Raw genomic sequence first — 21,143 nt, forward strand, 5'->3', positions numbered from 1 at the left:
CGCATGCGCGCCGCGGCCTCAGCCGGGGAAGGGGATCGGCCGCAGGTCCTTGCGCATGTAAAGCGGGTGGCGCGGCGCGCCGTCCCTGGTCAGGCCCAGGCAGAACAGCGCGCGCCCGTCGGCGCGCAGCGCCTCGACGGTCTCGCGCCCGTAATGGCGCAGGCGCGGGTGCAGCGCGCCGAAGGCCAGCATGATCAGATCGGCCTGCGCCGCCTGCTCGCGGATCACGTCCAGATTGACGGGGCTGCGCGGCGCCACGCCCTCGGCCAGCAGATCGGCCGGCCGCGTGGCGCGCCAGTCCATCACGTTCGTCTTCACGAAGCGGCGAAAGCCCCATGCGCGCGAGTAGTCCGACTCTCGCCGCACGGTGGGGTCGTCGACGTCGGCCTCGGCGGTCGAGGGGTTCATGCCGATCCACAGCGCCGTGCCCGCGCCGTCGGGATACTCGCGCGTCAGCAGGGGGCGATAGCGCCCGCAGGGCGAGAACACCGCCTCGCCCGTCACGTCGCCCGCAAGGCGCAGCCGCACCTTGCCGCCCGGATCGTGGCGGCGATGCGCGCTCATGCCGCCGCCCGCGGCGCGCGCCGCGCCGTCTGCGTCAGCAAGATGCCCGCCCCCGCCACCGCCACGCCCAGCGCGTCGCGCCAGCTCAGCGGCTCGGCCAGCATGACCGCGGCGATGAGCACGCCCAGGCCCGGGTTCAGGAAGTGAAAGCTCGCCGCCCCGACCGGACCGATGCGCTTGACCAGCAGGAACCAGACCACCGTCGCCAGAACGCCCGGGACCAGCGTCGTGTAGGCGAAGGCCGCCAGCATCGGCGCGGTCAGGCGCAGATCCGCCGCGCTTTCGAACGCCAGCGCGACCGGCGCCAGCGTCGCCGCGCCCGCCAGCATCTGCAGGCCGACGATCATCAGCACCCGGTCGCCCGGCGACACGCCCCGCACCAGCAGCGTCGCCGCCGCCAGCGCCGCCGCGGCCGCCAGGCACAGCGCCGCGCCCGCCAGGTCGGCCGCGCCCGAGGCGCGCGCGCCCATGACCAGCGCCACCCCCGCCACGCCCAGCGCCAGCCCCAGCGCCCCCGCCGGGCGCAGCCTCTCGCCCAGGAACAGCCAGCCGGCCAGCGCCACCATCAGCGGCATCAGGCTGGCGATCACCGCCGCCAGCCCCGCATCCACCCATGTCATGGCGTAGAAGTTCAGCCCCAGGTAAAGGCTGTTCTGGCAAACGCCGAACACGCCCACCAGCAGCCATTGCCGGCGCGTCAGGTCCATGCGCTGCCCCATCAGCGCCGCAAGCGCGCAGGCCAGCGCCCCCGAGATGAGGAAGCGCGCCGACAGCGCCATGAAGGGCGGCGCGTCGGCGACCACGAACTTGGCCGAGGTGAAGGCGCTGGACCACATCAGCGCGAAGGCCAGCCCCATGGCCAGCGCCACGCCGTCGAAGCGGCGTGCGGCGGAGGCGGCGGGGGTTGGGGTGGGGGCGGAGGGCGCGCTGCTCATGTCCGCTGTGTATCATTCCCGCACCGGCGCGCCAGCCCTGATTCGCGCCGCGGGCGCACGCCGCGCCGATGCGCGCCGTTTTGTGATCACGCCGCTTTTTCGCGTGATCACAAAAGCCGCTTTTCCGGCCTTCGCGCCAAGGCGTCGTTGCGTCGCGGGGCGGAAACTGGATACAAGGCGTCGGTCGGCCGCGCCCGCGCGCACCCGGCGCCGACGCCGCGCGCGCCCCTCCGGGTCGCAGGCGGCGGCAACTCGGCCGGCCTGTCGGAACGCCTCGGAGGACGTCCAGGACATGAACATTCACGAATACCAGGCCAAGCAGCTCCTCAGGGAATACGGGGCGCCGGTGGCCGACGGCCGCGTCGTCACGCGCGCCGAAGAAGCCAAGACCGCCGCCGGCGAGCTTGACGGGCCGCTCTGGGTGGTCAAGGCCCAGATCCACGCCGGCGGACGCGGCAAGGGCCGCTTCAAGGAGCCGGACGCCGGCGACAAGGGCGGCGTGCGCCTTGCGCGTTCGGTCGAGGAGGCCGCCGAAGAGGCGCGCCGCATGCTCGGCCGCACGCTGGTGACCCACCAGACCGGCCCGGCGGGCAAGCAGGTCAACCGCATCTACATCGAGGAAGGCGCCGACATCGAGCGCGAGCTGTACCTGGCTCTGCTGGTGGACCGCGAGACCTCGCGCATCAGCTTCATCGCCTCGACCGAGGGCGGCATGGACATCGAGGAGGTCGCCGCCGCCACCCCCGAGAAGATCGTCACCTTCTCGGTCGATCCGGCGACGGGCGTGTCGGGCTTCCACGGCCGCAAGGTCGCCTTCGCGCTGGGCCTCAAGGGCCAGGCCTACAAGGACTGCGTCAAGCTGGCCGGCCAGCTCTACAAGCTGTTCGTCGAGAAGGACGTCAACCTGCTCGAGATCAACCCGCTGATCGTCATGACCGACGGCCGGCTGCGCTGCCTCGACTGCAAGATGAACTTCGACTCGAACGCGCTCTACCGCCATCCCGAGATCATGGCCCTGCGCGACGAGAGCGAAGAGGACCCCAAGGAGCTCGAGGCGTCGAAATACGACCTCAACTACATCGCGCTCGACGGCGAGATCGGCTGCATGGTCAACGGCGCCGGCCTGGCCATGGCGACGATGGACATCATCAAGCTCTATGGCGGCGAGCCGGCCAACTTCCTCGACGTGGGCGGCGGCGCCACCAAGGAGAAGGTCGCCGAGGCCTTCAAGATCATCACCTCGGACCCGAACGTGAAGGGCATCCTGGTGAACATCTTCGGCGGCATCATGCGCTGCGACGTCATCGCCGAGGGCATCGTCGCCGCGGTCAAGGAGGTCGGGCTGTCGGTGCCGCTGGTCGTCCGGCTCGAGGGCACGAACGTCGAGCTTGGCAAGAAGATCATCAACGAAAGCGGTCTGGACGTGATCGCGGCGGACAACCTGTCCGACGCGGCCGAGAAGATCGTGAAGGCGGTGAAAGCCGCGAAGGAGACGAACTGATGGCCGTCCTCGTCGATGAGAACACCAAGGTGATCTGCCAGGGCCTGACCGGCGCGCAGGGCACCTTCCACACCGAGCAGGCGATCGCCTACGGGACGAAGATGGTCGGCGGCGTGACGCCGGGCAAGGGCGGCAGCACCCATATCGGCCTGCCGGTCTTCGACACGGTGGCCGAGGCCGTGGCCGCCACCGGCGCCGACGCCACCGCCATCTACGTTCCGCCGCCCTTCGCGGCCGACGCGATCCTCGAGGCGATCGACGCCGAGATGCGGCTGATCGTGTGCATCACCGAGGGCATCCCGGTGCTGGACATGATGAAGGTCAAGCGGGCGCTGCAGGGCTCGAAATCGACGCTGATCGGCCCGAACTGCCCCGGCGTCATCACCCCCGACGCGTGCAAGATCGGCATCATGCCCGGCCATATCCACAAGCGCGGCAAGGTGGGCGTGGTGTCGCGCTCGGGCACGCTGACCTACGAGGCGGTCAAGCAGACCACCGACGTCGGCCTTGGCCAGTCCACCTGCGTGGGCATCGGCGGCGACCCGATCAAGGGGACCGAACATATCGACGTGCTCGAGTGGTTCCTGGCCGACGACGAGACCGAGGCCATCATCATGATCGGCGAGATCGGCGGCTCGGCCGAAGAGCAGGCGGCCCAGTTCATCGCCGACGAGCGCAAGCGCGGCCGCGCCAAGCCCATCGCCGGCTTCATCGCCGGGCGCACGGCCCCTCCGGGCCGGCGCATGGGCCATGCCGGCGCCATCATCGCCGGCGGCAAGGGCGGCGCCGAGGACAAGATCGAGGCGATGAAGTCGGCCGGCTTCGTCGTCGCCGACAGCCCCGCCGGGCTGGGCGAGGCGGTCCTCAAGGCGATGGGCCGCTAACCTTGCAGAAACCGGCGCGGCCCCACAAAGGGGCCGCGCTTCGCAATCGGCCGGAGCGCCCCCGGCAAGGGGTGATCCGGACAGCGCCGGGCGGGACGGCCCGCCGGGCATCAGCCAGGGAGCGAACGCTCAAGGCGTCTTCGCGCAGCGGAACATGACCGACCAGAGCCCCAACAAGGTCTTCCATTCGACTTCATTCCTGCAGGGCCACAACGCCGCTTTCGTCGAGCAGCTCTACGCCCGCTACGCGCAGGATCCCAACGCGGTGGACGAAAGCTGGCGCAGCTTCTTCAAGGCGCTCGGCGACGCCCCCGATCAGGTGACGCGCGAAGCCCGCGGCCCCTCGTGGCAGCGCGCCGACTGGCCGCCCGTCCCGCATGACGAGGTGACCGCCGCCCTGACCGGCGAGTGGGGCGAGGAGAAGACCCCCGCGAAGCTGACCGAGAAGCTCCAGGCCAAGGCGCAGGAAAAGGGCGCCAGCCTGACCGACGCGCAGACGCGCCAGGCGGTGCTCGATTCGATCCGCGCGCTGATGCTGATCCGCGCCTACCGCATCCGCGGCCATCTGATCGCCGATCTGGACCCGCTGGGCCTGCGCCGCGTCGAGCCGCATCCCGAGCTGGACCCGCGCACCTACGGCTTCGACGAAGCCGACATGGACCGGCCGATCTTCATCGACAACGTCCTGGGGCTGGAAACCGCCACGCTGCGCGAGATCCTGGCCATCGTCCAGCGCACCTATTGCGGCACCTTCGCGCTGCAGTTCATGCACATCTCGAACCCCGAAGAGGCCGCCTGGCTCAAGGAGCGGATCGAGGGGCTGGGCAAGGAGATCGTCTTCACCAAGGAGGGGCGCAAGGCCATCCTCCAGAAGCTGGTCGAGGCCGAGGGCTTCGAGAAGTTCCTGCACGTCAAATACACCGGCACCAAGCGCTTCGGCCTTGACGGCGGCGAGTCGCTGGTCCCCGCGATGGAGCAGATCATCAAGCGCGGCGGCGCGCTGGGCGTGAAGGAAATCGTCATCGGCATGCCCCATCGCGGCCGCCTGTCGGTGCTGGCCAACGTGATGGGCAAGCCCTACCGCGCCATCTTCCACGAATTCCAGGGCGGCAGCTTCAAGCCCGACGACGTCGACGGCTCGGGCGACGTGAAATACCATCTCGGCGCCTCGTCGGACCGCGAGTTCGACGGCAACAAGGTGCACCTGTCGCTGACCGCCAACCCCTCGCATCTCGAGGCGGTGAACCCCGTCGTTCTGGGCAAGGTGCGCGCCAAGCAGGCGCAGCTGGGCGACGTCGAGCGCAAGCAGGTGCTGCCGGTGCTGCTGCATGGCGACGCGGCCTTCGCCGGGCAGGGCGTGGTGGCCGAGTGCTTCGGCCTGTCGGGGCTCAGGGGGCACCGCACGGGCGGCACCATCCACATCGTGGTCAACAACCAGATCGGCTTCACCACGGCGCCGCACAACTCGCGCTCGTCGCCCTACCCGACCGACATCGCGCTGATGGTCGAGGCGCCGATCTTCCACGTCAACGGCGACGACCCCGAGGCCGTGGTCCATGCCGCCAAGGTCGCGACCGAGTTCCGCCAGAAATTCGGCAAGGACGTGGTCATCGACATGTGGTGCTACCGGCGCTTCGGGCACAACGAGGGCGACGAGCCCATGTTCACCCAGCCGCTGATGTACAAGCGCATCAAGCAGCACAAGACCACGCTGCAGCTCTACACCGAGCGCCTGGTGCGCGACGGCCTGATCCCCGAGGGCGAGATCGAGGACGAGAAGGCGCGTTTCCAGGCCCTTCTGAACGACGAGTTCGAAGCCGCGAAATCCTACAAGCCCAACAAGGCCGACTGGCTTGACGGCCGCTGGAGCGGCATGGGCCCCGGCGCGGGCGAGTATCAGCGCGGCGAGACGGCCGTGCCGCTCGAGACGCTCAAGGAAGTGGGCATGGCGCTGACCCGCCTGCCCGAGAACTTCCACCCGCACCGAACCATCGTGCGCCTGCTCGAAAGCAAGCGCGAGATGATCGAGACGGGCGAGGGCGTGGACTGGGCCACCGCCGAGGCGCTGGCCTTCGGCACGCTTCTGCTCGAGGGCTTCCCCGTGCGCCTGTCCGGTCAGGACAGCACCCGCGGCACCTTCTCGCAGCGCCACTCGGCCATCATCGACCAGGAAACGGAAGAGCGCTGGTATCCGCTCAACCACATCCGCCCCGACCAGGCGCAGTTCGAGGTCGTGGACTCGATGCTGTCCGAATACGCGGTGCTGGGCTACGAATACGGCTACTCGCTGGCCGAGCCGCGCGCGCTGGTGGCCTGGGAGGCGCAGTTCGGCGACTTCGCCAACGGCGCGCAGATCATGATCGACCAGTTCATCAGCTCGGGCGAGCGCAAGTGGCTGCGCATGTCGGGCTTGGTCATGCTGCTGCCCCACGGCTACGAGGGTCAGGGCCCCGAGCATTCCTCGGCCCGGCTCGAGCGCTTCCTGCAGCTGTCGGCCGAGGACAACTGGATCGTCGCCAACTGCACCACGCCGGCGAACTACTTCCACATCCTGCGCCGCCAGCTGCACCGCACCTTCCGCAAGCCGCTGGTGCTGATGACGCCCAAGTCGCTGCTGCGTCACCGCCGCTGCGTCTCGTCGCTGGCCGACATGGCCGAGGGCTCGTCCTTCCACCGCGTCCTGCCCGACGACGCCGAGCTGGGCCGCTCGGAGCTCAAGCTCGCGCCCGACGAGAAGATCCGCAAGGTCGTGATCTGCTCGGGCAAGGTCTATTACGACCTGCTCGAGGCGCGCGACGAGCGCGGGCTCGAGGACGTGTATCTGCTGCGGCTCGAGCAGTTCTATCCCTTCCCCGCCATCTCGATGACCAAGGAGCTGTCGCGCTTCAAGAACGCCGAGATCGTGTGGTGCCAGGAAGAGCCCAAGAACCAGGGCGGCTGGTTCTTCGTCGAGCCGAACATCGAATGGGTGCTGGGCCGCATCGAGGCCCGTCACGCCCGCCCGAGCTATGCGGGCCGCGCGGCGTCGGCCTCGCCGGCGACGGGCCTCGCCACGAAACACAAGCAAGAGCAGGAAGCGCTCGTCAACGACGCGCTGGCCTGAGAGGAGCTGGACAAATGAGCGTAGAGGTCAGGGTTCCCACTCTGGGCGAATCCGTCACCGAGGCCACCGTCGCGACCTGGTTCAAGAAGCCGGGCGACCGCGTCGAGGCCGACGAGATGCTGTGCGAGCTGGAAACCGACAAGGTGACGGTCGAGGTGCCCTCGCCCGCCTCGGGCGTGCTCGCCGAGATCGTGGCGAAGGAAGGCGACACCGTGGGCGTGGACGCCCTGCTCGCCGTCGTCGACGAGGCCGCGGGCGCGGCCGCCAAGCCTGCGGCGCCGGCCCCCGCGGCCGCAGCGAAATCCGCCCCCGAGCCCGCCGCCAAGGAGGATGCGCGCATGGTTGACGTGATGGTTCCCGCTCTGGGCGAAAGCGTGACCGAGGCCACCGTCGCGACCTGGTTCAAGAAGCAGGGCGAGGCCGTGAGCGCCGACGAGATCCTGTGCGAGCTCGAGACCGACAAGGTGTCGGTCGAGGTTCCGGCCCCCGCCTCGGGCGTTCTGGCCGAGATCCTGGCCCCCGAAGGCGCGACCGTCGCCGCGGGCGGCAAACTGGCCGTGATCGCCGCCGGCGAGGGCGCCGCCGCGGCCCCGGCGCCCGCCGCGCAGGCCGAGGCGTCCGCCGCGCAGGCCGCCGCGTCCGGCGCGAAGGATGTCGAGGACGCGCCCTCGGCCAGGAAGCTGATGGCCGAGGCCGGCCTGACCCGCGATCAGGTTCAGGGCTCCGGCCGCGACGGCCGCGTGATGAAGGAGGACGTGCAGCGCGCCATCGCCGCCGCGGCCTCCGCGCCGGCCCAGGCCCCCGCGCCCTCGGCCACGCCGCGCCCGCCCGTGGCGGCCTCGGACGCCGCGCGCGAAGAGCGCGTGCGCATGACGCGCCTGCGCCAGACCATCGCGCGCCGCCTCAAGGACGCCCAGAACACCGCCGCCATGCTGACCACCTACAACGAGGCGGACATGTCGGCGATCATGGAGCTGCGCAACGCCTACAAGGACCAGTTCGAGAAGAAGCACGGCGTCAAGCTGGGCTTCATGTCCTTCTTCGTGAAGGCGTGCGTGCACGCGCTCAAGGAAGTGCCCGAGGTCAACGCCGAGATCGACGGCCAGGACATCGTCTACAAGAACTACTACCACATGGGCGTCGCGGTGGGCACGCCCACCGGCCTTGTGGTGCCGGTGGTGCGCGACGCCGACCAGCTGAGCTTCGCGCAGATCGAGAAGAAGATCGCCGAGCTGGGCCGGCGCGCGCGCGACGGCAAGCTGTCGATGGCCGAGATGCAGGGCGGCACCTTCACCATCTCGAACGGCGGGGTCTACGGCTCGCTCATGTCCTCGCCCATCCTCAACCCGCCGCAGTCGGGCATTCTGGGCATGCACAAGATCCAGGACCGCCCCGTGGCCGTGAACGGCCAGGTGGTCATCCGACCCATGATGTATCTGGCGCTCAGCTACGATCACCGCATCGTCGACGGCAAGGGGGCGGTCACCTTCCTCGTGCGCGTGAAGGAGGCGCTCGAGGATCCGCGCCGCCTGCTGATGGATCTTTGAGGTCCCGGGGGGCCGCCCGCCGCGGCCCCGCCTTCGCCTGACGGCCGGTCCGCCGGCCCACAACGGAGAGAACTCATGTCGGAATACGACGTCATCGTGATCGGCGGCGGCCCGGGCGGCTATGTCTGCGCGATCCGCGCGGCGCAGCTGGGCCTCAAGACCGCCTGCGTCGAAGGGCGCGGCGCGCTCGGGGGCACCTGCCTCAATGTCGGGTGCATCCCCTCCAAGGCGCTGCTGCACGCCTCCGAGATGGTGCACGAGGCCCAGAGCTCGTTCGCCAGGATGGGCATCGCGGCCAAGGACGTCTCGGTCGATCTGAAGAAGATGATCGACTACAAGAACGGCGTCGTCGCCTCGAACACCCAGGGCATCGAGTTCCTGTTCAAGAAGAACAAGGTCGACTACGTCCGCGGCTGGGGCCGCATCGTCGGCAAGGGTCAGGTCGCGGTCGACGGCGACAAGCCCGCGACGCTGTCCGCCCGCAACATCGTCATCGCCACGGGCTCCGAGGTCGCCGTCCCGCCCTTCGCCAAGATCGACGAGAAGCGCGTGCTGTCCTCGACCGGCGCGCTGGAGCTGACCAAGGTTCCCAAGCGCCTGGTCGTGATCGGCGCCGGGGTGATCGGGCTCGAGCTCGGCTCGGTCTGGAAGCGCCTGGGCGCCGAGGTGACGGTGGTCGAGTATCTTGACCAGATCACCCCCGGCATGGATGGCGAGGTCTGCAAGCAGCTGCAGAAGATCCTCAAGAAGCAGGGTCTGAACTTCGTCCTCGGCGCGGCGGTGCAGTCGGTGGACGCCAGCGGCAAGGAGGTCAAGGTCGCCTACAAGCTGCGCAAGGACGACAGCGCGCATGAGCTGGCCTGCGACGCCGTTCTGGTGGCCACGGGGCGCAAGCCCTACACCGCCGGGCTGGGGCTTGAGGAAGCGGGCGTGGCGCTGGACGAGCGCGGCCGCGTGGCGGTGGATTCGCATTTCCGCACCTCGCTCGAGGGCTGCTATGCGATCGGCGACGTCATCGCCGGGCCGATGCTGGCCCACAAGGCCGAGGACGAGGGCTACGCCGTGGCCGAGATCATCGCCGGCAAGGCGGGGCATGTGAATTACGGCGTGATCCCCTCGGTGATCTACACCGCGCCCGAAGTCGCCGCCGTCGGCAAGACCGAAGAGCAGCTCAAGGAAGAGGGCCGCGCCTACAAGGTCGGCAAGTTCCCCTTCATGGGCAACGGCCGCGCCAAGGCCAACTTCGCCACCGACGGTTTCGTCAAGCTTCTGGCCGACGCCGAGACCGACCGCATTCTGGGCGCGCACATCATCGGCCCGGCGGCGGGCGACCTGATCCACGAAATCTGCGTCGCGATGGAGTTCGGCGCGGCGGCCGAGGACGTGGCCCGCACCTGCCACGCGCACCCGACCTTCTCGGAAGCGGTGCGCGAGGCCGCGCTCGCCTGCGGCGACGGCGCGATCCACGCCTGAGCGCGCCGCGGCCGACGCCCCATCGCCCGCCGGTCCCGCGCCGGCGGGCGATGTCGTTGCGGCCTTGCCGCGCCGAGGGGCACGGAACCCGGCCTCGGGATCGCCCGCGCCCGGGCACGCGACGACCGCCCCGACCCGCGCGGCCCCCGAAGGCGCGCGGGCTCGGCAGCCCCCCGCACGGGCCGGCCGACGCGCCGGAAGCTCGGCCGGGCGCCTGACCCGAAAACCCCGATCGCCGCCAGGGCGCGGCGCGCGACGCGCCGGCCGTTTTCAGGCGAGGCGGGCCCATCGCCGATGGCCCTGGCCAGACCCGTCGGCCGTTGCCGATACGGGCCGCGAGCGGCGGCGAAAGCGGCGCCGCCCAGTGCGCAGGCATGATGCGAGGCCGCCGCCCCCGGATCTTCGGCGGGCGCGCGATCATCGCACGGGCGCCGGGCCCCCGCCCCTGTCGCCCCTGCCGCCATGCGAAACGCCCGCCGGCGCGGGGCCGGCGGGCGCGTCAGGGCGGGGCTGGCGGCGGGTCAGAGCGAGGCGTCCAGCGCCGCCACGATGGCGTCGCCCATCTGCGAGGTGCTGGCGGGCGTTCCGCCCTCTTTCTGCATCAGGTCGGCGGTGCGCACGCCGTCGTCCAGAACATTCTGGACCGCCTTTTCCAGCCGCGTGGCCTCCTCGCCCAGATCGAACGAGTAGCGCAGCGCCATGGCGAAGCTGAGGATGCAGGCGCAGGGATTGGCCTTGCCCTGGCCGGCGATGTCGGGCGCCGAGCCATGCACCGGCTCATACAGCGCCTTGGGCCGGCCGTTGGCCATGGGCGCCCCCAGGCTGGCCGAGGGCAGCATCCCCAGCGAGCCGGTCAGCATGGCGGCGCAGTCGGACAGGATGTCGCCGAACAGGTTGTCGGTCACGATCACGTCGAACTGCTTGGGCCAGCGCACCAGCTGCATGGCGCCGGCGTCGGCATACATGTGGCTCAGCTCGACGTCCGGGTATTCGTTGTCGTGCACCCACTGGACCTCTTCGCGCCAGAGAATGCCCGACTCCATGACGTTGGCCTTCTCCATCGAGCAGACCCGGTTGTTGCGCCGGCGCGCCAGCTCGAAGGCCGAGCGCGCCACGCGCCGGATCTCTTCGGTGGTGTAGCGCTGGGTGTTGATGCCGACGCGCGAGCCGTCGGGCAGCGTCTGGATCCCGCGCGGCTCGCCGAAATAGATGCCCGAGGTCAGCTCGCGCACGATCATGATGTCGAGGCCCGCGACGATCTCGGGCTTGAGGGACGAGAAATCGGCCAGCGCGTCGAAGCACTGCGCCGGGCGCAGGTTGGCGTAAAGGTCCATCTCCTTGCGCAGGCGCAGCAGGCCGCGCTCGGGCTTCACCGAAAAGTCCAGCGAATCGTATTTCGGGCCGCCCACCGCGCCCAGCAGCACCGCGTCCACGGACTGCGCCTTGGCCATGGTCTCGTCCGTCAGGGGCGTGCCGTGGGCGTCATAGGCCGCGCCGCCCACCAGATCCTCCTCGACGTCGAAGACGATGCCCCGCTTGGCGCCGAACCAGTCGATGACCTTGCGCACCTCGGCCATGACCTCGGGGCCGATGCCGTCGCCGGGCAGGATCAGAAGTGAGGGGTTGGACATGTCGCGCTCCCTGAAATTGCGTTCCGCCCAGCGCGTAGCCCCCAAGCGGCCCGCGGTCAAGGCGCCCGCTCAGGGCCGCGGCGACGCGCCGGCGCCGGGCGCGAGCAGATCGACCCACACAAGGCGGTGGTCCGAGCTGGCCGGGCGCCGTCCGCCCTTGACCAGCCGCGCCAGCGGATCGTGCGGCGCGGGCCAGAACACCCCCGCCCCCGCAACCCGCAGCCCCGCCGCCGGCAGCACATAGTCCACGCGCAGGTTGCCCGGCCCGCCCTTGTCGCGCCAATCGGCGGTGTCGAGGGCCGGATCGCCCCGGTGGCGCGCGTTCTCGCCCCCCTGCGCGGCGGCGGCCGCGGCCGCGCCGGGGCTGGCGGGGCGCGGGTCCTGCACCAGCGGCGAGGCCAGGAGCGCCCGGATGGCCTCGCGCCGCGCCTCGCCGTCCTGGGGATCGGCGTTGAGATCGCCCATGATGACGAAGGCCGCGCCCGCCGGCAGCCCCCCCGCGACGCCCGCATCGTCGACGATCCAGTCGGCGCCGGCCAGGTAGTCGAGCCAGAAGCGGATCTCGTCGTGATTGCGGCGGCCGTTGCGGTCCTCGGGCCCGTCGAAGACCGGCGGCGTGGAGTGGCTGGCCAGGATCCGCAGCTCGACGCCGCCGGGCAGCATCGCCGGCACGTCCCAATGCGACTTCGAGGACAGCCGCAGCGCCGGCGCCGCCGGACCGTAATGCGCGACCGGCAAGAGCGAGTCGGGCATCTGCGCCCATTTCAGCAGCCGAAAGCTGCGCGCGCGCGCCGCGTCGATGGGAAAGCGGCTGAGCAGCGCCATGCCATACTGGCCGGGGAAGGCGCCCCAGCCGAAGGCGTCGCCCGGCCCCGTCGCGACGCCGTCGCCGTCAAGGTCAAGGCCCGAGGGCTCGCCCGCATTGACGGGGGCCGAGAACAGGTGCGGATAGTCCACGCCCGGCAGCCCGTCGGCCGGCCTGCGCAAGACATCGGCCAGCGCGCGCAGGGCCAGGCCCTCGGGGTCGTGATCCAGCTCGTTGATGAGCAGGATGTCGGGGCGCACGCGGCGAATGATCTCGGCCACGGCGCGCGGCTGGGGATCGCGCCCCTGGGCGATCGCCTTCCACGCCAGCCCCGGCCCGCGCCGCGAGAGCGAGGCGTTGAACGTCGCCACGCGGATGGCCCCCGCGGCGGGCGGCGGCGGCCACGCGCCCGCCTGCTCGGCCGCCGCGGCCGCGGGCAAGGCGGCAAGTCGGCACGCCGCGGCCAGGGCGGCGCCGGCGACGAAGGCGCGCCGCCCGATCATTCGCGCGCCCTGCGGACCAGAAGCGCGATCTTCAGGATGATCGCGCCGCGCAGCACCGTCAGCGGCGGCGCCGCGCCCCACAGCGCCGCGGCCCAGACCAGCGCCAGCGGCTCGCGCAGCGCGGCCGGGTCCAGCAGGCCGCCCGCCTTGGAGGCCACGATCAGCATCAGATAGGGCGCGGCCAGCCCGGCCAGCGTCACGAGGACGCTCAGCCGCAGCAGGCGGCGCTCGAGATCGCGCCCATAGGCGGTTTCAAGCGTGGGCATGTTGAACCACAGATTGAAGGTCTCGCGCTCCATGGGCCAGGGAAAGATCCACAGCAGCGCGCCGAAGAACGCCGCGCCGATGACCCCGGTCACGAAGCCCAGCGCCGCCGCGCCGCGCAGCGCTTCGGCCTGCCGCGGCGCGGCGGGATCGGCCAGCAGCTCGACCGCCAGGCGCACCGGGCTGAGCGGAAAGTCCAGCAAGGCGCCCAGCCGCAGCGCCAGCCGCGCCAGCTCGGGCGAGAACGAGTCCACCCCCGCCAGCGCGCGCGCATAGAAGGTCAGCAGCAGCAGCGCGGCCGAGAACACCGCGAAGCGCGCGCGGTTGTAGGGCGGCGCGAAGCGGAAATCGACCAGCCCCGGATTCGGCGCGCCATATTCGAACATGACGAAGGCGCCCGCGATGAGGCCGATGATGGCGCTGACCTCGCGGGCGCTGGCCGATGCGCCGGGAATCAGAAGAGAGGGCGCCGCGATGACGAGCGCGACGAGAAGCGCACGGATCAAGGCTCCGGGCAGCCTTCTCATCGCGCCCTCCTCATCCCGGAGTTGCGGCGCCCGCAGGCATGATCAGCTCGCCGCGCGCAGCCAGGGGCGCTCGGCGGCCATGCGCGCCTCGTAGGCGTCGATGCGGTCCACCTTGGCCATGGTCAGGCCGATGTCGTCCAGACCGTTGAGCAGGCAGTGCTTGCGGAACGGATCGATGTCGAAGCGGATCTCGCCGCCGTCGGGGCCGGTGATGGTCTGCGACTCGAGATCCACGGTGACCACGGCGTTGGCGCCGCGGCGGGCGTCGTCCATCAGCTTGTCCACGTCCTCCTGCGGCAGGACGACGGGCAGGATGCCGTTCTTGAAGCAGTTGTTGTAGAAGATGTCGGCGAAGCTGGGGGCGATGATGCAGCGGATGCCGAAATCGGCGATCGCCCAGGGCGCATGCTCGCGCGACGAGCCGCAGCCGAAATTCTCGCCCGTCACCAGGATCTTCGCCTCGCGATAGGCGGGCTGGTTGAGGACGAAATCGGGGATCTCGCGGCCGTTCTCGTCGTAACGCATCTCGTCGAACAGGTGCTTGCCCAGCCCCGTGCGCTTGATGGTCTTGAGGAACTGCTTGGGGATGATCATGTCGGTGTCGACATTGATCAGCGGCAGCGGCGCTGCGACGCCGGTCAGCTTGACGAACTTTTCCATGGGCGGCTCCGTTGGATTTCAACTTCCGGTAAATCATGCGGCCGCGCCGCGCGCAAGGCGCCGGGCGGACATGGCGAAGGCCCCGCGCGGCGCGCGGGGCCTTGCGACGCGGCCGCGGGGGCGCGTCTCAGGCCAGCGAAGGCTCGATCGACTTGCAGGCCGCGACCAGGCCGCGGACGGCGTCAACGGACTTGTCCAGCATGGCCTGCTCTTCCTTGTTGAGCTTGATCTCGACGATCTTCTCGATGCCGCCGGCGCCGATCACCGTGGGCACGCCCACATAGATGCCGTCGAGGCCGTAGGGGCCGTCCACATGGGCCGCGCAGGGCAGCACGCGCTTCTGATCCTTCAGATAGGCCTCGGCCATGGCCACCGCCGAGGCGGCCGGCGCGTAGAAGGCCGAGCCGGTCTTGAGCAGGCCGACGATCTCGGCGCCGCCGTCGCGGGTGCGCTGGACGATGGCGTCGAGCTTCTCGCGCGTGGTCCAGCCCATTTCCACCAGGTCGGGCAGCGGAATGCCCGCCACGGTCGAGTAGCGCGTCAGCGGCACCATGGTGTCGCCATGGCCGCCCAGCACGAAGGCGGTGACGTCCTTGACCGAGACGCCGAACTCCTCGGCCAGGAAGTAGCGGAAGCGCGCCGAGTCGAGCACGCCGGCCATGCCGCAAACCTTCTCGTGCGGCAGGCCCGAGAACTCGCGCAGCGCCCACACCATGGCGTCGAGCGGGTTGGTGATGCAGATGACGAAGGCGTTCGGCGCGTGGGCCTTGATGCCCTCGCCCACCGCCTTCATGACCTTGAGGTTGATGCCCAGCAGGTCGTCGCGGCTCATGCCCGGCTTGCGCGGCACGCCGGCGGTGACGATGCACACATCCGCGCCGGCGATGGCGGCATAGTCGTTCGCGCCCTTGAAGGCGGCGTCGAAGCCGTCGACGGGCGAGCTTTCGGCGATGTCGAGCGCCTTGCCCTGCGGCACGCCCTCGGCGATGTCGAACAGCACGACGTCGCCCAGCTCCTTGAGGCCGATGAGATGGGCCAGCGTGCCCCCGATCTGGCCGGCGCCGATCAGCGCGATCTTGGCTCTGGACATCTTGTCACTCTCCGCAATTGGTGGATTTCGAGCCCGGGGCATACTGCCAATCGGCCGTTTTCGCAAGCGCGAAGGGCGCGCGCCGCCGCGGCCGCGCCGCAAAGGCGCCGCGATCGCGCCGCATTCGGCGCGCGCGGCGCGGCCCGATGCGGGAGCCGACGTGGGGGCCGGCGCGAGATCCGATGCGGGAGCCGGGTCAGGCGACCTCGGGCACCAGGCCCTTTTCGGCCGCCAGCTCGCGCATGCGCTTTTGCAGCTTCTCGAAGGCGCGGACCTCGATCTGGCGCACGCGCTCGCGGCTGACGCCGTAGACCTTGGCCAGATCCTCGAGCGTGACGGGGTCGTCCTTGAGGCGGCGCTCGGTCAGGATGTGGCGCTCGCGCTCGTTCAGGTCCTGCATGGCCTCGAGCAGCAGGGCGCGGCGCGCCTCCAGCTCGTCGCGCTCGGCATAGGCCTCGGCCTGGTCGGCGTCCTCGTCGGCCAGCCAGTCCTGCCACTCGGCCGCGCCGTCGCCGTCGGACTTGATCGGCGCGTTGAGCGAGGCGTCGCCGCCGGCCATGCGCCGGTTCATCGAGATCACCTCGTCCTCGGTCACGCCCAGCTTCTGCGCGATCTCCTTGACGTTCTCGGGCCGCAGGTCGCCGTCCTCGAGCGCGCCGATGCGGCCCTTGGCCTTGCGCAGGTTGAAGAACAGCTTCTTCTGCGCGGCGGTGGTGCCCATCTTCACCAGCGACCAAGAGCGCAGGATGTATTCCTGGATCGCGGCGCGGATCCACCACATGGCGTAGGTGGCCAGGCGAAAGCCCTTGTCGGGATCGAAGCGCTTGACCGCCTGCATCAGCCCCACATTGGCCTCCGAGATCACCTCGGCCACCGGCAGGCCGTAGCCGCGGTAGCCCATGGCGATCTTGGCCGCCAGGCGCAGATGCGAGGTCACCAGCTTGTGCGCCGCCTCGGTGTCGCCATGGTCCGCCCATGCCTTGGCGAGCATGTATTCCTCTTCGGGCTCGAGCATCGGGAACTTCCGGATCTCCTGCAGATACCGGCTCAGGCCCTGCTCCGGAGAGGGGGCGGGAAGTTTCGCGTAGCTCATCATGTCCCTCCTTGTCGCCGACGCGCGGCCGGCGTGGTCATATGGTTGGCGCGCGGCGCGGGCGCAAGCCCTTGGGGGCGATCAATCTTCCGCCTCCGGCCCCGGCGCGCCGCCGCGCAGCGCCGCGATCAGCGCGGCCATGTCCGGCGGCGGCGGCGCCGAGAAGCGCAGCTCGCGCCCGGTGATCGGGTGTCGAAAGCCCAGCGTCGCCGCGTGCAGCGCCTGGCGCGGGAACGCGGCCAGGGCCTCGGCCGCCGCCTGCTCCAGCGCGCCGCGGCGCACGGGGCGGGCGCGTCCATAGACCGGATCGCCCACCAGCGGATGGCCGCAATGGCTCAGATGCACCCGGATCTGGTGCGTGCGCCCGGTCTCGAGCCGGCACTCGATCAGCGCCGCCGCGCCGCCGACACCCTCTTGAACGCGCGGGCCGAAGATTTCCGTCGCGCGGAATCGCGTCACCGCCCGCCGCCCGCCCGAGGCGCACACCGCCATCCGCTTGCGGTCGGCGCGGTGACGGTCGATCTGCGTCTCGAGGCGCATCCACCCGCCGGGCTCGACGCTCAGCCCCGGCAGGCCGCGCAGCCGCGGATCGCCCGGATGCGGCGCGCCCCAGCACACCGCAAGGTAGCTGCGCTCGAGATCATGGGCGGCGAACTGCGCGGCCAGGCCCTGATGGGCGGCGTCCGTCTTGGCCGCCACCAGCACGCCCGAAGTGTCCTTGTCGATCCGGTGCACGATGCCCGGCCGCCGCTCGCCCCCGACGCCCGAAAGCGATTCGCCGCAATGGGCGATGAGCGCATTGACCAGCGTGCCCGATTCGGCCCCCGGCGCGGGATGCACGACCATGCCCGGCGGCTTGTCGATCACGATCAGCGCGTCGTCCTCGTAAAGCACCCGCAGGGGAATGGCCTCGGGCGCGGGCGCGGCGGGCGCCGGCGGCGGCGGCGCGACGCGCCAGGCCTGCCCCGCCTGCGCGCGCGCGCGCGGCGCCGCGGCCGCGCCGTCGGGGCCGCGCACGGCGCCCGCCTCGATCAGCGCCTGGATGCGCGAGCGCGACAGCCCCGCCCCCGCCGGCGCCAGGGCGGCCAGCGCCTTGTCCAGCCTTTCGCCGGCCATGGATTCGGGTATGACGAGGGTCACCGCCCCGTCGTCGTTCGTGGAAGGATGCGTCATGACCCGGAACCTAGCGCGAGATCCGCTCGAGGAGGAGGAGGAATTCCCCGAACCGCCCCGCATCAAGGCGCTGCGCCGCGCGGTGATGGGGCTGATGCTGGTGCTGGCGCTGGGCATGGCGCTGATCGCGGCGACGATCGCCTGGCGGCTGACGCGCGCCGCGCCCGCCGGCGCGCCGGCGCCGGTGCGGGCCGAATCGCTGGTTCTGCCCGAGGGCGCAGAGCCCCTGGCGCTGGGCGGAGACGCCGCCGCGATCATGGTGTTGACGCGCATGCCCGACGGCGCCGAATGGCTGCTGGGCCTGTCGCGCGAGGACGGCCGCGAGCTCTATCGCGTGCCGGTGCGCCGCGCGCCGCCGCAGGATGCGCGCGCCGGCGACTGACGGCCTGCGGCCGGGCGCGGGGGCGCCTGGCCGAAAGCCGCCGCGGCCACGCGCAACAGCCGCTTGACAAGCGCGCAAGCCCCCTCTAAATAGCGCGCCACACCGCACGTCGGGCCTGCGTCCCCTTCGTCTAGCGGTTAGGACGCCACCCTCTCACGGTGGAAACAGGGGTTCGATTCCCCTAGGGGACGCCAAGCAATCACCCACCCCAAAAGCCGCAAGCGCCTGAAAATAAAAGGTTTTCAGGAAATCCGCCGCAAGGCGGCTTGACGCGGCCCCCGGAAATCCCGGAACATTTCCCGGAACATTTCGCGCGCGAGCGCCCAGGGAGGCGGCGGTGGGAATCTATTGCGACAGGGGCAGATATTACTTCGTCAAACGGGTTCCGAAGCGATTCGCGCATGTGGACCCGCGCCAGAAAATCACCCGTTGCCTGCACACCGACTCGCGCCGCGAGGCGCTGGCCCGCGCCCCGGCCGTGGAGGCCGAGATCATGGCGTATTGGGAAGCCCTCGCCGCCGGCCGCGCCCAGGACGCCGCCGCCAGATGGGAGGCCGCCCGCAGGCTGTGCGAATCCCGCGGCTATGAATACCGACCCTTTGCGGACCTGGCCCGCCCCGAGATGCTGGCCGAGTTGTTCGCCCGGCTGGAACGTCTCGCCGGGCCGGGCCATGTCGCACCGCGAGAAGAGGCCGCCGCGATGCTGGGCCTGGTGGACGCGCCCAGCTTCACCATGACCGAAGCCCTGGCCGAATTCTTCAAGGCCACCCCGGAGCGCGTGCTGGGCAAGTCGGAACGCAAGGCCGCCTTGTGGCGCCGCACGCGCGAGCGCGCCGTGGAGTATTTCGTGGCGGCCGTGGGCGACAAGGATATGGCGGAAATCACCCGCGAGGATGCAATGGCCTTTCGCGCATGGTGGCAGGAGCGTTGCGCAAAGCGGGGCCTCGACCTGGACTCGGCCAACAAGTCGTTCTCGCATATTGATGACGTGTTCCAGACCGTCAGCGACCTGCACAACCTGGGCTTGAAGTCGCCATTCTCGGGGCTGCGCTTCAAGGTGAAGAATGAGAACAAGCGCCCCCCGTTTTCCATCGGATGGATTCGCAATCGAATCCTTGCCCCCGGCGCGCTGGATGGGCTGAACGAGGAAGCGCGCGACGTGCTGCTGGTGATGGTGAACACCGGCGCGCGCCCCGACGAAATCGTGGGCGCCCTGCGCGAAGAGTTCAGGGTGGGCGACGCAATCCCGCACCTGCGAATCCGCCCGCGCGACGGCCACCCCCTGAAAAACGATCAAAGCGCCCGCGACGTGCCGCTGTTGGGGGTGTCGCTGGACGCCGCCCGCCGCATCGTGGCGCGCGGCGGCTTGAAGCGTTACTTCATGAATGCCAACAAGTGGACCGCCGCCGCCGGAAAATACATGCGCGAAAACGGCCTGCGCGAGTCGCCCGCCCATGTGCCTTACTCGCTGCGCCATTCCTTCGAGGATCGGCTTTTGGCCGCCGGCGTGGATGAACGCTTGCGCATCGAATTGATGGGGCACAAATACGACCGGCCGAAATACGGCGACCCGCCGCTGGACCTGCGCGCGGCCGCCATCGCCAAGATTGCGCTTTGACGGAACGGGCCGCCTTGATCGGGCGGCCCGTTTCGCGCATCCGCCCGCCGCCCCGCGTCGCGCGAGGCGGCGCGCTACGGGTCGGGCATCCGTTCAATTACCCCCTCTTCCCTAAAGCCGGCGAGTCGCATTTCCGGCGGCAGCGTCCAGATGCGCCGCAGTTCCGCCGCGAGTTCGAGCGGGAACACCCCGAAGGGCGGCAGGTTGAACACCGCAGCGGCGCAAACCATGCCAAGCCAGGGCGGGATCGGCATTTCTCCGCGCTCATAGCGGCCCAGGCTGGCCTCGGAAACCCCCGTTCTGATGGCGAATTCCCGGCGAGATTCGCGAAAAACATCTTCGCGAAGGCGCTTCAAGTCCTTTGGTCGCATGGCTCTTCCCGGATGGTGGAGGAGCCACAATAGGCCAAACGGACCCCCGCGCACAAGCAAACGCGACCAACCGCGGCCGCGGGGCGTCACCCGTGGCCGCGGCGTCAATGTCGGGCTGCGCCGCCCGCGCGGCCGTTCAGGCCGGCCCCCAGGCCAGCGCGGCGGCGCGATCCTGAGCGGCGGCGCGCGCGCGCGCGCGCGCAAGGGCGGCTTCCGCGACTTCAAAGACCGCATCGAACCCGGCGCCCGGATAGGCCGCGGCCAGAGTCGCCGCCACCCGCACCGCGTGTTCCGCGTCGGCCAGAGTCGGCGCGGCGCGCCGCCGGCGGCCATCGCCCGGCGCCCGCGAGGGCGCGCGGCGCGCCGCGGTGCGCCTGTCGCCGGCGCGGGTCATTCGACCACCGCCGAGAACCGAATGTTGATGTTGCGCAGGCGATTAAGAAAAGTGCGGTATTCAAGGCCGGCGCGCCGCGCCGCCTGCTTGCGGTTGCCGCCGGTATCTTCCAACTGCTGCGCGACGTATTCGCCCTCCACCGCCTTTGCAACCTGCGGAAGCGTTGCGCCCGTAATGTCCACAAGGATGAACACGCGCCCGCCATCTTCGCGCCGGCGCGCAAGCTGGGTGTGCGCGGCGTTCTCCTGGGCGGCTTCGGCGGTGGCGGGGCTGGTAACATTCAACATTTGGTATCGCTTTCCGAGCGTTGATGCGTATGCGACGCGGTGTCATTTGATCCCGCATTTCGTGGCGGGCGACGGCACTATAACGCCGCATGTTAACCAACTGTCAACCGCAAGTTGCCCGCCTACCCGCGCGCATCGCCATTAAGTGACGGCATAATTTCGCCTTGTGGACGTTTTTCACCATAAGCGCCAAGCAAGCGCACACCCTTGGCGAAATGAGCGCGCGCCGCGTCAATTGACACCCGCGGATTGCGCGCCCGCGCCCACCCGCCGCCATCGGCGCGACACCCCGCGCCAATGAATTGCGATGTTCGCCGCGCGGCGCATCCGGCATCGCT

General features: G+C 70.3%; 18 protein-coding genes and 1 tRNA gene. 8 read left to right on the forward strand and 11 right to left on the reverse strand.

What is annotated here, in order from left to right; translation table 11 throughout:
• Positions 1–18: 18 nt before the first annotated feature.
• A complete protein-coding gene (locus tag BMW67_RS01805; RefSeq protein WP_083581226.1) occupies positions 19–564 on the reverse strand; it encodes a DUF1643 domain-containing protein in 546 nt (181 codons plus the stop codon).
• Positions 561–1,421, reverse strand: a complete 861-nt coding sequence (locus BMW67_RS01810) for a DMT family transporter (protein WP_072746978.1) — start codon at positions 1,419–1,421, stop codon at positions 561–563. Before BMW67_RS01810 ends, BMW67_RS01805 begins: the two co-directional genes overlap by 4 nt.
• Before the next feature lie 370 nt (positions 1,422–1,791).
• Between BMW67_RS01810 and sucC the strand changes: the two genes are divergently transcribed.
• The 5 genes from sucC (at position 1,792) to lpdA (ending at position 10,007) form a co-directional block, all read left to right on the forward strand.
• Positions 1,792–3,000, forward strand: a complete 1,209-nt coding sequence (gene sucC, locus BMW67_RS01815) for an ADP-forming succinate--CoA ligase subunit beta (RefSeq protein WP_072746919.1) — start codon at positions 1,792–1,794, stop codon at positions 2,998–3,000.
• Positions 3,000–3,884 carry a succinate--CoA ligase subunit alpha gene (gene sucD / locus BMW67_RS01820; RefSeq protein ID WP_072746920.1) on the forward strand — a complete coding sequence of 295 codons (885 nt, stop codon included), beginning with the start codon at positions 3,000–3,002 and terminating at the stop codon, positions 3,882–3,884. Before sucC ends, sucD begins: the two co-directional genes overlap by 1 nt.
• A gap of 154 nt (positions 3,885–4,038) precedes the next feature.
• Positions 4,039–6,987, forward strand: coding sequence for a 2-oxoglutarate dehydrogenase E1 component (locus tag BMW67_RS01825; protein ID WP_072746921.1), 2,949 nt, complete (start codon positions 4,039–4,041; stop codon positions 6,985–6,987).
• A gap of 14 nt (positions 6,988–7,001) precedes the next feature.
• Positions 7,002–8,534 (forward strand): 2-oxoglutarate dehydrogenase complex dihydrolipoyllysine-residue succinyltransferase, encoded by a 1,533-nt coding sequence (gene odhB, locus BMW67_RS01830; RefSeq protein ID WP_072746922.1) that lies wholly within the window; start codon positions 7,002–7,004, stop codon positions 8,532–8,534.
• Positions 8,535–8,609: 75 nt separating this feature from the next.
• Positions 8,610–10,007: a dihydrolipoyl dehydrogenase gene (lpdA, locus tag BMW67_RS01835; protein WP_072746923.1), complete on the forward strand. Its 1,398-nt coding sequence runs from the start codon at positions 8,610–8,612 to the stop codon at positions 10,005–10,007.
• A gap of 521 nt (positions 10,008–10,528) precedes the next feature.
• On the opposite strand, the gene leuB is transcribed toward lpdA, so the two are convergent.
• The 7 genes from leuB to BMW67_RS01870 form a co-directional block, all read right to left on the reverse strand.
• Positions 10,529–11,638, reverse strand: coding sequence for a 3-isopropylmalate dehydrogenase (gene leuB, locus BMW67_RS01840; protein WP_072746924.1), 1,110 nt, complete (start codon positions 11,636–11,638; stop codon positions 10,529–10,531).
• 69 nt (positions 11,639–11,707) lie between these two features.
• Positions 11,708–12,946 carry an endonuclease/exonuclease/phosphatase family protein gene (locus BMW67_RS01845; protein ID WP_072746925.1) on the reverse strand — a complete coding sequence of 413 codons (1,239 nt, stop codon included), beginning with the start codon at positions 12,944–12,946 and terminating at the stop codon, positions 11,708–11,710.
• Positions 12,943–13,716, reverse strand: a complete 774-nt coding sequence (locus tag BMW67_RS01850) for a hypothetical protein (protein ID WP_125459000.1) — start codon at positions 13,714–13,716, stop codon at positions 12,943–12,945. The genes BMW67_RS01845 and BMW67_RS01850 overlap by 4 nt, the downstream gene beginning before the upstream one ends.
• 63 nt (positions 13,717–13,779) lie before the next feature.
• Positions 13,780–14,397: a 3-isopropylmalate dehydratase small subunit gene (leuD, locus tag BMW67_RS01855; RefSeq protein WP_072746927.1), complete on the reverse strand. Its 618-nt coding sequence runs from the start codon at positions 14,395–14,397 to the stop codon at positions 13,780–13,782.
• A gap of 127 nt (positions 14,398–14,524) precedes the next feature.
• On the reverse strand, positions 14,525–15,487 hold the full coding sequence (mdh, locus tag BMW67_RS01860) for a malate dehydrogenase (RefSeq protein ID WP_072746928.1): 963 nt from the start codon (positions 15,485–15,487) through the stop codon (positions 14,525–14,527).
• A 196-nt stretch (positions 15,488–15,683) separates the two neighbouring features.
• Positions 15,684–16,583, reverse strand: a complete 900-nt coding sequence (rpoH, locus tag BMW67_RS01865) for an RNA polymerase sigma factor RpoH (protein ID WP_072746929.1) — start codon at positions 16,581–16,583, stop codon at positions 15,684–15,686.
• A gap of 78 nt (positions 16,584–16,661) precedes the next feature.
• Positions 16,662–17,753 carry an RluA family pseudouridine synthase gene (locus BMW67_RS01870; RefSeq protein WP_072746930.1) on the reverse strand — a complete coding sequence of 364 codons (1,092 nt, stop codon included), beginning with the start codon at positions 17,751–17,753 and terminating at the stop codon, positions 16,662–16,664.
• Here BMW67_RS01870 and BMW67_RS01875 point away from each other — a divergent pair.
• The 3 genes from BMW67_RS01875 (at position 17,752) to BMW67_RS01885 (ending at position 19,753) form a co-directional block, all read left to right on the forward strand.
• Positions 17,752–18,135, forward strand: a complete 384-nt coding sequence (locus BMW67_RS01875) for a DUF6476 family protein (RefSeq protein ID WP_072746931.1) — start codon at positions 17,752–17,754, stop codon at positions 18,133–18,135. The genes BMW67_RS01870 and BMW67_RS01875 overlap by 2 nt on opposite strands.
• A gap of 119 nt (positions 18,136–18,254) precedes the next feature.
• Positions 18,255–18,329: transfer RNA gene (locus BMW67_RS01880), tRNA-Glu, on the forward strand.
• Between the two features lie 143 nt (positions 18,330–18,472).
• Complete coding sequence (locus tag BMW67_RS01885) at positions 18,473–19,753, forward strand: DUF6538 domain-containing protein (protein ID WP_083581628.1); 1,281 nt, start codon at positions 18,473–18,475, stop codon at positions 19,751–19,753.
• Positions 19,754–19,827: 74 nt separating this feature from the next.
• Here BMW67_RS01885 and BMW67_RS15345 read toward each other — a convergent pair whose 3' ends face one another.
• Positions 19,828–20,124, reverse strand: coding sequence for a helix-turn-helix domain-containing protein (locus tag BMW67_RS15345; RefSeq protein WP_125459069.1), 297 nt, complete (start codon positions 20,122–20,124; stop codon positions 19,828–19,830).
• Positions 20,125–20,514: 390 nt separating this feature from the next.
• Positions 20,515–20,805, reverse strand: a complete 291-nt coding sequence (locus tag BMW67_RS01900; protein WP_072748451.1) for a helix-turn-helix domain-containing protein — start codon at positions 20,803–20,805, stop codon at positions 20,515–20,517.
• Positions 20,806–21,143 lie beyond the last annotated feature (338 nt).

Origin of the sequence: Oceanicella actignis (assembly GCF_900111545.1) — a bacterium.
Classification (GTDB): Bacteria; Pseudomonadota; Alphaproteobacteria; order Rhodobacterales; family Rhodobacteraceae; genus Oceanicella; species Oceanicella actignis.

What these genes read in the sequence shown, in the direction of transcription:
- BMW67_RS01825 (WP_072746921.1), top strand. Translation starts at nt 4,039, where the DNA reads ATGACCGACCAGAGCCCCAACAAGGTCTTCCATTCGACTTCATTCCTG.
- BMW67_RS01875 (WP_072746931.1), top strand. Translation starts at nt 17,752, where the DNA reads ATGACCCGGAACCTAGCGCGAGATCCGCTCGAGGAGGAGGAGGAATTC.
- BMW67_RS01845 (WP_072746925.1), bottom strand. Translation starts at nt 12,946, where the DNA reads ATGATCGGGCGGCGCGCCTTCGTCGCCGGCGCCGCCCTGGCCGCGGCG.
- rpoH (WP_072746929.1), bottom strand. Translation starts at nt 16,583, where the DNA reads ATGATGAGCTACGCGAAACTTCCCGCCCCCTCTCCGGAGCAGGGCCTG.
- BMW67_RS01870 (WP_072746930.1), bottom strand. Translation starts at nt 17,753, where the DNA reads ATGACGCATCCTTCCACGAACGACGACGGGGCGGTGACCCTCGTCATA.
- lpdA (WP_072746923.1), top strand. Translation starts at nt 8,610, where the DNA reads ATGTCGGAATACGACGTCATCGTGATCGGCGGCGGCCCGGGCGGCTAT.
- mdh (WP_072746928.1), bottom strand. Translation starts at nt 15,487, where the DNA reads ATGTCCAGAGCCAAGATCGCGCTGATCGGCGCCGGCCAGATCGGGGGC.
- sucD (WP_072746920.1), top strand. Translation starts at nt 3,000, where the DNA reads ATGGCCGTCCTCGTCGATGAGAACACCAAGGTGATCTGCCAGGGCCTG.
- leuD (WP_072746927.1), bottom strand. Translation starts at nt 14,397, where the DNA reads ATGGAAAAGTTCGTCAAGCTGACCGGCGTCGCAGCGCCGCTGCCGCTG.
- BMW67_RS01810 (WP_072746978.1), bottom strand. Translation starts at nt 1,421, where the DNA reads ATGGGGCTGGCCTTCGCGCTGATGTGGTCCAGCGCCTTCACCTCGGCC.
- BMW67_RS15345 (WP_125459069.1), bottom strand. Translation starts at nt 20,124, where the DNA reads ATGCGACCAAAGGACTTGAAGCGCCTTCGCGAAGATGTTTTTCGCGAA.
- BMW67_RS01805 (WP_083581226.1), bottom strand. Translation starts at nt 564, where the DNA reads ATGAGCGCGCATCGCCGCCACGATCCGGGCGGCAAGGTGCGGCTGCGC.
- BMW67_RS01900 (WP_072748451.1), bottom strand. Translation starts at nt 20,805, where the DNA reads ATGTTGAATGTTACCAGCCCCGCCACCGCCGAAGCCGCCCAGGAGAAC.
- sucC (WP_072746919.1), top strand. Translation starts at nt 1,792, where the DNA reads ATGAACATTCACGAATACCAGGCCAAGCAGCTCCTCAGGGAATACGGG.
- odhB (WP_072746922.1), top strand. Translation starts at nt 7,002, where the DNA reads ATGAGCGTAGAGGTCAGGGTTCCCACTCTGGGCGAATCCGTCACCGAG.
- leuB (WP_072746924.1), bottom strand. Translation starts at nt 11,638, where the DNA reads ATGTCCAACCCCTCACTTCTGATCCTGCCCGGCGACGGCATCGGCCCC.